This is a genomic window from Shewanella sp. 0m-8 (assembly GCF_052977265.1).
In genome coordinates this window covers 38,976-50,478 of the sequence record NZ_JBRIMB010000014.1, presented here as the reverse complement: position 1 = coordinate 50,478, position 11,503 = coordinate 38,976, and the positions used below count along the sequence as shown (strand labels likewise).

The following is an 11,503-nucleotide window of genomic DNA, read 5'->3' as shown; positions in this document are numbered from 1 at the left end:
CATTATTCACCCTCTTCCAGTATTTCGCTTTGTTGATAAACCATAGCAGCAGATAACACCCCTGGGAGACCATTTATCATTTCTATGCTCTTCATTAGGGTGCGTTGACTGTCTCCTTCAAGTACAACAACAAGCTTCATTTCATTGCTTACCGCTATTTCAGCGGCATCCATTAGTGCAATTGTCTGTTTAACTTGCGACATTTGAGCGGGCCTTACTTGCACAACCATGCTTGTTACATGAAATTCCTGTTCCATAGCGTTCACTCTTAAAAAGTTGGACCTGGTGGACTCGTTAGAATTTGGCTAAACCACACAATAAAGCCATAGATTGAAATTAATATTGATGTCGCTAGTGGACCGATTACCACTGCCAGCAAGAAAACCACTGTTAACTCTTGCCCTTTGTCATGGCTATCATTTGTATTCATGTGTCCTCCAGTTAAGGTGAGTAACCTAATCCATAGAATTTGTTGTACTAAATGCTTTTGTCGCAGCGCTAAAAACCATCAACACCTTTCATGTCTGGTAAGTTGTGGGCAATACCTTTGTGGCAATTAATACAGGTTTTCTCACCTGTTAGCAGGTAGGTAGAATGCATATTGGCAGCGCGCGGAGACTGCAAAGTGATATCCATAGAATTGAGGTTATGACAATTGCGACATTCCTGAGAGTTGTTAGCTTGCAACCTTACCCATTCATGTTCAGCCATTTCACGTCGCTTAGCTTCAAATTTTTCTTGGGTATTAATAGCACCCGTGAGGTAGCCCCATATTTCTCTCGAGGCTTGCATTTTTCTGGCAATCTTATCTGTCCAGTTATGGGGAACATGACAATCATGGCACTCTGCGGTAACGCCACTGGCGTTAGTAAAGTGAGCTGTTAGCGCCATCTCTTCGTATACGTTTTGGTGGCAGCTGCTACAAAATTCTTCTGTACTTGTCATATCCAAACCTTTGTTGAAAGCTGTCCAGAAAATCACACCAGCAACAAAGCCACCTAACACAAGAAAAGCAACACTATAATGTACGCTCGGTCTTTTCATTAGATGCCAAATTTTAACTAAATACTGTTTTAACTTAGCCATTAGGTTTCCTTTTGTATTGCCATTTTTTTTGCGTATTACCTGATACTAATTGTTTAATGTTAGTGCAAATATCAGTTTTTATTCGCTGAATATGAGATTAGGTATATTAGGTAAAGGAAAATAAGCTTTTGGGTATGGAAGAAAATACGCTAGCCAGTATCTGATAGTTCCCTCAATCTTAGGAGCATCAAACTACTGACATACATTGCAACCACAGGGGCTTGGGATTAATGGCGGTGCTTGTGGTAGCGTGGCGCTACACAAGCCAACGTATGCTTTTAATGATAATATCTTGGTTTCTGCTTTGAGATATTAGCTTAAGCTCTTCATCTTTACCTCCGTGAAAGCGAAGCGCTTCGTGGTGAGATTAGTGCTATAAGATGTTGCCTTACTTTCCCTGTATTTACTGCTCAAACTAAACAATTTTATTTTCTAGGCTAGAAGTCCAATCATTACGATTTTTAACGTTCAGCTTGTGTTCACACTCTGTGGACTCTAATGGCCTCATTAAGAAAGAACTTCGAGGTGAAGATGAACACAAAACAAAATCATAAGGCTCATACAACTCATATAAGTGAGCAAAAGTGCATGTTGATGCGAGCGGCGAGTATTGGCCTGTTAACCTTATCAATGAGTGCGACACTGGCTGCCAGTGCAAATGCCAGTTCGGATATTAGCCCGCTTTCGCCGCCGAAAAGTGTCTCGGTTGCTAAAACTGTTTCGGCAGAGGCTGAAGTAATAAACAACTCTAACAGCTTATCTGAGCAGCAAATCAGTCAGCTAGATGCCCAAAGAGCTAAGCAAGTGCTAGCAGAACAGGCGTTGCAAGCAAAAGGGGGAGCTAGCCCTGAAAAGCAGATGCGAGAGTTGAGCAGAGAACTAATCATCCAGTCCCATATCGATAAGGCGGCTCAGGCGCAGCAGAGCCTAGTAAAGAGCGGTTCGGTTAAGCAATTTGCAAATGGCATCTACCGAGATTTTTATATCTACGATGCCTATAGCCGTTTGTTTATTGATAACGATTATGACGGTTTTTATCAGACCTTTAGTGTGACGTTTGATGCCGATGTGCAGGGGAGCTATGTCAATGAACGGGCGGATGTGTTTGCTGAGTTATATCTAAGTCGCAATGGTGGGCCGTGGGAGCATTACTACACCACGGACATTTTTAGTATTTATGGTGATGCCACCGATGATGATTTTGAGGTGCTAACAACGCTGGAGTCAGGTTACCGAACCGATCATTACGATGTGTTAATTGATCTCTATGAAGTCGGTTACGGTGACATAGTGGCGACCGTGAGCTCGAATGACTTTGATAGCTTATATGCGCTGCCATTGGAGAGTAGCGATAGGGATGATGTGTATATCGAAGAGGATTACTATGGCGGAAGTGTATCAGTGGGTTTGTTATTAGCACTATTTAGTTTACTTGCGATAAGACGATACTCGCGCAGTTGTCAGTTTTAGTCAGTGGCAACAGGCTTAGATGATTTAAAGGTAATGAACAAAAATGCAGCCAAGGCTGCATTTTTTATGCGTGCTATATCATTAAACTAGGGTTAGAACTGATAGTTCACACTCACGTTGAAGTAGCGACCTGGTTGAGTAAAGTCTTCTTTTTCAAGATCCATACTTGCGCCGAGTAAGAATACCGATTGGCCTGCAACATCGGCGTAATCGATATACTCTTTATCAAATAGGTTATAAACGCCAGCACGTAGTTTCCAGCTGTCGTTAATTCTTAAACCAAAGGTGAGATCCATAACCGCATAACCAGGCGTACCGTACACCTCATTAAACTTCTCTTTAGGAATGCACATGCCCATGGCACAAATATCTTCCTCGGCTAGCTCGATATCATTGGTACGGCTCATATCATCCGCCCAGCGCACTACCGCACCAAAATCTGCTTCCATATCAGCAATATCAGTATACCAATTAGCACCTACGTTACCTTTTAGCGGACTGACACTATTAAGGTAATCACCGTTTTCATCTTCACCATAGGTGTAAGAGATGTTACCCCACAGCTCAACGCTATCTGTTAGCCAATGGTTAACTTGAGCTTCAGCGCCATACAGAATCACTTCATCGCGGTTGTAGTACTGATACTTAAACTCCATTGGCTCCATCACTGGCGGGAAGCCAGGAATAAACACTGGTGGTTTAAAGCTGACATACTGCCAGTCAATAAAGTCTTTGGCCAGCGTGTAGAATGTTGTCAGTTCATATTGGGTGTCGCTGTGATTACCGCGAACACCGATTTCCCAGGTATGAGACTGCTCAGACTCTAAGTCATAGTTAGCCTGAATAATCACATCTGTCATCGAGCCTGCATCGACTTCCAACTCACCCCATTTTTGATCTGGCGTTGGCATCTTGTAGCCATAGGCGTACTGACCATAAACGCTGACTGAGTCTGATAATTGATAGACTAAACCCACTTTAGGCGACCAGAAACTGTCACTCATGCTCTGGAAGTCTGCGGCATCTTTACCTGCGTCAACGGCTTGTTGTTGATCTGGGGTATTGCGGAAATAGTCATAACGCAAACCCGCAATTAAATTCAAATCGCCATCAAGTAGAGTGACATCATCCTGCATAAAAATACCTAGGCGCTGGCTGTCGGTAGTGGCAAAGGTAAATGGCGTATTTGTTTCGCCTGTTTGCGGGTCGTTGACCTCGCGATGACGAGACATGGTCGAAAACTCGTAGTCCAAACCATAGGTGATCTGATGACCATAGTTGTCGCCGCCAACATACTTACTAAAGGTGCTGTTAAGACCTATACGCTGATCTTCAAAGCTGTAGTCGCGAACTTCACTCAAACCGTAAACAGTTTCAGCTTTATTCCATTCAAAATAGTCTCTGTGCTCTAATTGCTCGGTTTGGCCAAAATAGGCTGTAACCGTCAGCGTATCATGCATTTGGGTTGGCTTGTCAGACACCAGCTGCACGGCACCATTAATGACTTGAGTGTCTCGGTCGCTATCGATATTTTCGTCCAGTGCTCCAGCATCATCAAACTCGTATTCCCAGCGCTCAAGAGTCTGCTCTAGGTAGTCTAGGGTGAGCTGTACTGAGGTGTAGTCATTGAAATGGTATTTACTCTTAAACAGCACACTGTCTTGCACTAGATCACTGTCTGGTTGAGTGTCATAGAAGTTTGGCAGTTCTTCGCCTTTGCGGTGCTGATAAGTCAGCAGGTTTTCAAAGCCGCCATAAGCTGCTGCACTGGTAAAACCTGCACTGTATTCGTTGTTGATCCCCGCATAGCCAGTATTAAGCGACACATAATAGTCATCACCCATTAGGTAATCGCTAGCATCTTTGGTGCGCATAACCACTACGCCGCCTAGTGCGTCAGAACCATACATGGTCGATGCCGCAGCCTTAACCACTTCCACTTGTTTTAGGCTCTGTACTTCAGTAAGGCCGCGGCCAGTACCTTCAGCGCCAGGGCCTAATGGTGAGGCGTACTGGTTGTTAACGCGCACACCGTCTTTAACCATCATCACGCGGTTGCCACCGATACCACGAATGGTCACAGTGGTCGGTTTACCTGCACCGCCTTTAACGCCAATAGCCGATTCATTTCTAAATAGGCTGCCAAAGTCATTACTCATGCTTTTTTCAATGGCATCTTCATCAATGACCAAAATAGAGCCAGCAACCTGCTCGATATCTTGCTCCATACGAGAGCCAGAAATAACGATCACTTCATGCTTTTGTGCACTCGTTTCTGGGTTTGACTTTGATTCCACTACAGCTTCTTGAGCCTGGGCATTGAGTATCGTACTGACAGCTATCGCCAGTACACTAACTTTGAGCTTATTCATGACGCACCTTAACTGATTACAACAAAATGAGAATGATTCTCTTTAGCAGGCGACATTTTATACTCTAATTTAGGTAGGGTCTTGTTTAGAGTGAGCTAATTTCCCTGCTTTATCTGATAAAAAAACAAATTTTTAAAGTTGATCACATTTATCTATTTCTGATAAAAATCAACTGGCTAGTTATTGCTCGCAAGTGTCACTATTATTAACAGGTGTATTGATTTGTTACGGCTTGGGCGGGCTTGACCCCTTAAGGGGTGAACATTCCTTAACCGGATGATTTAGTGTGTGCGGATTTATCCCCCCAGCTGCAGTGCGAGCTTAGAGTATTTAGGTCTTGAAGCGTGATCCTGTTGATGTTTTGTAGTTTATATCTGCTTAAAATCAAGTGTTTAAGTGTGATTTGTTTGCTTGCGATACTGTTGGTGATAGCTTGATAACGGCTTGTTATGCCGGCCATTTAAACGGCGCTAAAGTTAAAGCTTATCTTCTATTTGCGCTAAAGTTAAAGCTTATCTTCTATTTGCGCTAATAGTGTAAATGTTGGCTCGCGAAGCTGACTCAAATCTCTTTGGGTCACTATGGCTACGGATTGCTTTATCGCTTTATAGGCGAGGCTATAATTGTGCTGCAACATCTGCAGCTTAGCTAAGTTGTTAAGTGCTGCAACTTGGCCTGCTGGGTAACCTACTTTTTGCTGGTAATCGAATGAAAGCTGATATTGTGCATTGGCATTTTTATAGCGATTTAGTCGCTGATAAATATGTCCAGACCAGTTAGAAATATAGCCTAAATATAGCCAATCCTGGGTATTGGCGGCTAATATTCTTGCTTGTGAAAGCTCACTAATTGCCAGTTCAAGCTCACCATTTTTAAGCTTGTTTTGTGCTAATGCGAACTTTAATCGCGCCAGCTGGCGTTGATTGTTGGTGTCATTGGCAGCGCTGATCCCACGATCAAGCCACTGCTTGCTTATAGCTAATTTTTCTTGTGCCCCCTTATCATCTAGCTCTTCACTTTGAGCCATGATTAGTTCGGCCAGTCGCCTTATGGCAATAAGATTATTAGGAGATTGTGCTAACAGCTCATTAAGGCTCGATTGTGCATCGTCAAGTTGTGCGTATTGGATCTGTTCTAGCGCATTGATGAGTTGGGGGTTGCTAAACCAAGCTTGCTGGCGCTGTGCATTCTGGCTAAAAGGCTGTCCTGCAAAGTCTTGTATACGTTCAGCGAGTTCTTTTTGGACAGCAGAGATTGAAGCGCCTTTGATTGAGCCTGTAATCACTTTTTTAGCGCTCAAAAAACGGTATTGAAGTCGATACTGCTTTGCTTCCAATGACAGCGAGCTTTCGACAATCAAGCTGCTACCTGAAAGAGTAAAAAGCCGATTAAGATCGATAGGTTCTGGGTCTTGAATATAGCTTTCCGCTTGTGACAGCATCGATATTACATCTTCAACCTGGAGCACCGGATACTGAGCTGAGGTGCCAAGGGCTAATATCACTTGCTCCATTTGTGCATAGGCTTGCCAGTCATTGTTATCACTCTCTAACTCAGGGCTAGCTAACTCAAGGCTATCTAATTCAAGAGCATTTAACTCAACACTAACGGGTAATATCAAAATTGAGCCCGGTGCTAATTGAGGCGATTGCCGATCCTTAATGGCAAAAAAAACACTGATAGCCAGTAAGCCGGTTAATACGATGGCGGCGATAAGCAGGCGTGGTCTTGAAGTGTTCTTCTGCATAAATGCAAGCATGATGCTCCTAGGGGAACCGGTTAAACATTATATAGTTCACTAGGTTAACAAATAGTTGCAGTGGTTAACAAATGGTTGTTGGGCACAGTGTTTATAGCATGAGTTTAATAGCATGAGGTTTATAGCTCGGGCGGGACAGTATGGTTTGTTAGTACGAGTAGTACAGTATGGGTTTTTGGCATAGTGCGCAGGCTGATAGCTAGGAGGCTTGATAGCGTTTTACTATGGCTGAGTATTATTACGTATAAGTATTACTATGCCTGAGTACTCTTGTTTAAAATGAAATTGTTTATGAGTACTATTTTTAATAAGTATTAGCTGATATTAAAAAAGGGCTTAGCTGCTGCTAAACCCTTTTTGCTTGTATGCTTACTGCTAAACCGATAACTTCAGTTGTATTGAGCTAATAATACTGACAGGAGTGCTGGCAGAAGTACTGGCAGAAGTAGTCTATAAATTCCAAGGGTTTGGCGGTAGTTTATTACTCTTGTTTTGGTCTGCTTTATCGTTATGGCTTGGCTTAGTGTCTGAATGCCTCGCATCTTTCGATCTAGCGCCTTTAGAGCTAACATCTTTAGAATTAGCCTCTTTACGCGGCGCTTTATCACCAACAGCAAGTTGTTTGCTCTTAGGTTTAAAATTTAAAATTGAAATCGGAACTTCTTTTCTTGGCGCAAAGCCTTCAATTTCTCTACGCTCAATCAAATGGCCTAAACGGCTTTCAATCATACATAAATTCTTAAAGTCATCTTTTGAGACTAACGCAACGGCTTGACCACTGGCGCCAGCTCGTCCGGTACGACCAATACGGTGAATATAATCATCAGCAGGGTAAGGCAGGTCGTAGTTAATCACCAGTGGCAGCTCATCGATATCTAATCCACGTGCCGCAATTCCTGTTGCGATTAATAAACCAATTTTGCCGGATTTAAAGTCTGCAAGGATTTGCTCACGGATCTCCTGGCTACGGCCGCCATGAATACATTCTGCAACAATGCCACGTTTTTCAAGTTGGCTAACAAGCTTAGCGGCACCTTGCTTAGTTTCGATAAAAATAAGCGCCTGTTGCCAGTTATTCTCTTGAATTAAATGGCTTAGTAGCGCAGATTTTTTGTCTTTATCAACGGTAACTAACCACTGTTCAATTTTAGGCTTGTTGTCAGTGTTATGAGTGACAGAAATTTCGATAGGTCTTACAATCGTCGCTCTTGCCAGCTCTTTGACTTGTCTAGATAGGGTTGCTGAAAATAGCAGCGTTTGTCTATCTACAGGCAGCTTTTCGATGATCTTATTGATGTCTTCAATAAAGCCCATATCAAGCATTCTGTCGGCTTCATCAAGCACTAAAATTTCTAGTTCATCGAAATGAATAGCACGTTGGGTGTACATATCGAGTAGGCGACCCGGCGTGGCAACCAAGATATCGACACCATCAATTAAGCCCTGACGTTGCGGCTTTGAGTCAACGCCACCGTACATGGCCATTGAGGTTAGATTTAGGTGCTTACCATATTGGCTAATGTTGTCTTCAACCTGCACCGCAAGCTCACGGGTTGGGGTTAAAATCAGCGCACGAATACGCTTTTTACGTTGAGTCTCGGCTGGGCTTAGCATCTCTAAGATTGGCAGTACAAAGCTGGCCGTTTTACCGGTACCAGTTTGCGCAGCCGCAATCAGGTTACGCTGACTTAAAATAACGGGAATAGTCTTAGCTTGAATCGGAGTCGGGCTAGTGTAGCCTTGCTCAGTAACGGCTTTAACGATGGGAGTGCTTAATCCAAGCTTAGAAAACGGCATGCGAGTCTCAATTAGGTGTCTGATAGATATCAATATGGTTAGCGGTTATGGCGATGAATTTCGCCGATAACGGTGTTGCTGCAAACCATTATAACAGTATGTTTGAAGTTGGGCGCGAATTGATTAATTCTGATATTTAACTTTTTGCTTGATGAACTGCCACTTTGCTTATTTCATCGTGACCTTGCCGCCAATCATTTTAAATGCAGGCGCACCGCGGATAAGTGTATCTCGAGCGAATAGCTGCTCGCAATTAGGGCATTGGCAAGGCGTTTGAGTGAAGTCCTCGACGATGCGTTCTTTGAAACATTTTACCAGCGTCCCTTTTCCGCCTTTTCGATACTTAAACAGTTGAGCTTTACATTTTGCGCAAAAGATTTCGACTGTTTGTGTTGGACCTTTTTTATTGGGTTTAGCCATATTAATTTCTACTAATAGCATCTAAAGGGGCGAGGCTATTTTGCCATAAATTACCTTCATCGGGGTAAATGAGTAAGACGTGCTGCTTTGGTTATCGGTGTGGATAAAATTCAAATGCTTGTTTAACATTTTTGTAACGGCGTTTATGATAGGAAAAAGCTTACTTTAATCGCGCAGGGAATATAGCGCAGGGAATAGCTAAATGCATAAAATAATAAAAATAGCACTTATTGGCACCTCGTCAGCTGCCGTAGCCGCCTTGGGGGGTGTGTACCTCTCGTTATCTTTGAGCTTACCCGCACTCGATAAAAGTGTGACCAGTGATAGCGTTAAGCAAACTGTGACTCTTGGGCGCGATAGGCTTGGCACCGCAGTTGTTCATGCCAGTGACCGACAAGATGCAGCCTATGGCTTAGGCTACGCTCATGGGCAAGATAGGTTCTTTCAAATGGATCTGCTGCGAAGAAACTCTGCCGGTGAGCTAGCGGAGATCTTCGGCGAAAAAGCATTAGATTTAGATAAGCGTCGTCGTTTTCATCAACTGCGTAAACGCGCCGAGCTGATTATTAGCAACTTGGATGCTGAGCACTTAAACGTACTGACCACATATGCTCAGGGGGTGAACGATGCACTTGCTGCGCAATCTCTTGAATCATTCGAATACATAGTGACGGGCGCAACGCCGAGATTTTGGGTGCCAGCCGACAGCTTGCTGGTTATTTACAGCATGTATCTGGATTTACAAGGCAACACGATTAAGCGTGATTTAGCCTTAACTCAAATTCAGGTACTTTTTGGTCGTGATATGGTGGATTTTCTCATTCAGCCTAGCCAATATCAAGCGGCGCTAGATGGCAGTCAATTTGCACTAGCTGACATACCCGTCCCTACGCTAGCTAAAAAGCTACTCACTCAAGCCAAGCATATAGAAATTGCCGAGCCATTGGATATTGGCAGTAATAACTGGGCGGTGACAGGTGAGTTGACCGCGAACGGCAACGCTATGCTCTCTGATGACATGCACCTGTCTTTTGCTGTGCCCATCATCTGGTATCGCGCCCAGCTGAACTATCAAAAAGCCGGCGAAAATGTGCAAGTGACCGGCGTATCATTGCCGGGGGCTCCCGCTATTGTCGTTGGCAGTAATGGTAAGGTGGCATGGGGCTTTACTAACGCCTATATCGACACTGCCGATTGGGTGGCGATTGATGAGCAAACGCCTATCTATCTGGAAAATGAAATAATTGCTTTACCCGATTCAGAGGTGAGTTACACCGTTCAAATCTCGCCTTATGGTCCAGTTCAAGAGATGGGTGACCAAAGGTACGCATTATCATGGGTGGGTCATAGCGACTATGCGGTAGACATGGATCTAATTGAGTTAGACGGTATTAACAGCGTTGAACAAGGTATTGAGGTGGCCAATAACATGGGGATCCCAGTACAAAATATGTTGCTGGTGGATAACGCTGGGAGCGCGGCCTGGAAACCAACCGGGGCGTTCCCATCAAGGACTAACCCAAGTAATGTCGCAATCGCAACTTCAGCTTTTCAGAACCTGAATTGGTTACAAGAGAGTGTTGCATTGCCACAGCTGATCAACCCTAAAAATAACCGATTATGGACAGGTAACTCTCGAGTCGTATCTGTTCAAGAACATCAACGTCTTGGTGACGGTGGTTATGCTCTTGGGGCTCGCAGCACGCAAATACGAGACCGATTATTTGAGACTGAAGATTTTTCTGTGCAGGACTTTTATCAGCTACAGCTCGATAATCAAGCGCGATTTTTGCAAGACTGGCATCAGTTGTTACTCAATGAACTCACTTTGCAACCTGAGCGTTTTGCTGAAGATATTGCTTATTTGAAATCATGGCAGGCTTGTGCCTGCGCTGACTCTGTGGGTTATAGCTTAGTGCGTAATTTTCGTAGCCAATTAATTGATAGCACTTTTGCGCCATTGGAAACAGAACTGGCTAAATATGACCTGAGTTTATCGCCGATTAAACGTTATTTAGAGCCAGGTATGTGGCAGCTAATTCATTCCCAAGCGCAAAGCTGGTTACCTCAGGAACAAGATGATTGGTCATCATACATAACGGATATGTATTTGCAGAGTAAGGCGAAGCTTCTGGCTAAACATAGTGACAGTGACAGTAATAGCGGCGATATGGCTGACTTAGCCTGGGGAAAGGTAAACCAGCTGAAGATCCAGCATCCGTTTTCTAAACAGATCCCAAGTCTAAGCGCATTGCTCGATATGCCGGTAGTTGCAGGCTTTGGCGACAGCTTTATGCCAGCAGTGCAAGGGGCGTCATTTGGTGCGTCGCAGCGCTTTATCGTACAGGCGGGTGATGAGGGAAATGGGATTATGACAATTCCAGGTGGGCAATCTGGGCATCCGTTATCCGATTTCTATCGTGCAGGTTTTGACGAATATGTGAGCCAACAAAGTACCCCTTTGTTACCCGGTGAGATTATTCATCAATTGCAAATAACGCCCTTAGCAAAGCAGGTTAACGAGTAGCGACTTGCCATATGGTAAGCATGACTTCCGATAAAGCTCTTTGTTGAGGAGTCTTATCGGGAGTTTTTTACT

General features: G+C 43.9%; 9 protein-coding genes. 2 read left to right on the top strand and 7 right to left on the bottom strand.

Features of this window, described 5'->3' with window-relative positions:
* Nucleotides 1-2 precede the first annotated feature (2 nt).
* The 3 genes from ACVBIO_RS09380 to ACVBIO_RS09370 all read right to left on the bottom strand — a co-directional run bounded on the left by ACVBIO_RS09380 (nt 3) and on the right by ACVBIO_RS09370 (nt 1,086).
* On the bottom strand, nt 3-257 hold the full coding sequence (locus tag ACVBIO_RS09380; RefSeq protein WP_447160632.1) for a chaperone NapD: 255 nt from the start codon (nt 255-257) through the stop codon (nt 3-5).
* Between the two features lie 11 nt (nt 258-268).
* A complete protein-coding gene (locus tag ACVBIO_RS09375; RefSeq protein WP_447160631.1) occupies nt 269-430 on the bottom strand; it encodes a periplasmic nitrate reductase, NapE protein in 162 nt (53 codons plus the stop codon).
* 68 nt (nt 431-498) lie between these two features.
* The gene (locus tag ACVBIO_RS09370; RefSeq protein WP_447160630.1) at nt 499-1,086 is read right to left on the bottom strand and encodes a NapC/NirT family cytochrome c; all 588 of its coding nucleotides are present in this window, start codon (nt 1,084-1,086) and stop codon (nt 499-501) included.
* A 531-nt stretch (nt 1,087-1,617) separates the two neighbouring features.
* Here ACVBIO_RS09370 and ACVBIO_RS09365 point away from each other — a divergent pair.
* Nucleotides 1,618-2,556 carry a choice-of-anchor H family protein gene (locus tag ACVBIO_RS09365; protein WP_447169455.1) on the top strand — a complete coding sequence of 313 codons (939 nt, stop codon included), beginning with the start codon at nt 1,618-1,620 and terminating at the stop codon, nt 2,554-2,556.
* Nucleotides 2,557-2,648: 92 nt separating this feature from the next.
* Here the strand turns inward: ACVBIO_RS09365 and ACVBIO_RS09360 are convergent, their stop codons facing one another.
* From ACVBIO_RS09360 to ACVBIO_RS09345, 4 genes are all read right to left on the bottom strand, one after another.
* Complete coding sequence (locus tag ACVBIO_RS09360; RefSeq protein WP_447172467.1) at nt 2,649-4,928, bottom strand: TonB-dependent hemoglobin/transferrin/lactoferrin family receptor; 2,280 nt, start codon at nt 4,926-4,928, stop codon at nt 2,649-2,651.
* A gap of 505 nt (nt 4,929-5,433) precedes the next feature.
* Entirely contained in the window at nt 5,434-6,687 is a 1,254-nt protein-coding gene (locus tag ACVBIO_RS09355; RefSeq protein WP_447172466.1) for a hypothetical protein, read from the bottom strand.
* A 450-nt stretch (nt 6,688-7,137) separates the two neighbouring features.
* A complete protein-coding gene (locus ACVBIO_RS09350; RefSeq protein WP_447172465.1) occupies nt 7,138-8,484 on the bottom strand; it encodes a DEAD/DEAH box helicase in 1,347 nt (448 codons plus the stop codon).
* A 168-nt stretch (nt 8,485-8,652) separates the two neighbouring features.
* Entirely contained in the window at nt 8,653-8,904 is a 252-nt protein-coding gene (locus ACVBIO_RS09345) for a hypothetical protein (RefSeq protein ID WP_447160625.1), read from the bottom strand.
* A gap of 202 nt (nt 8,905-9,106) precedes the next feature.
* On the opposite strand from ACVBIO_RS09345, the gene ACVBIO_RS09340 reads away from it, so the two are divergent.
* Nucleotides 9,107-11,431, top strand: a complete 2,325-nt coding sequence (locus tag ACVBIO_RS09340) for a penicillin acylase family protein (protein WP_447172464.1) — start codon at nt 9,107-9,109, stop codon at nt 11,429-11,431.
* Nucleotides 11,432-11,503 lie beyond the last annotated feature (72 nt).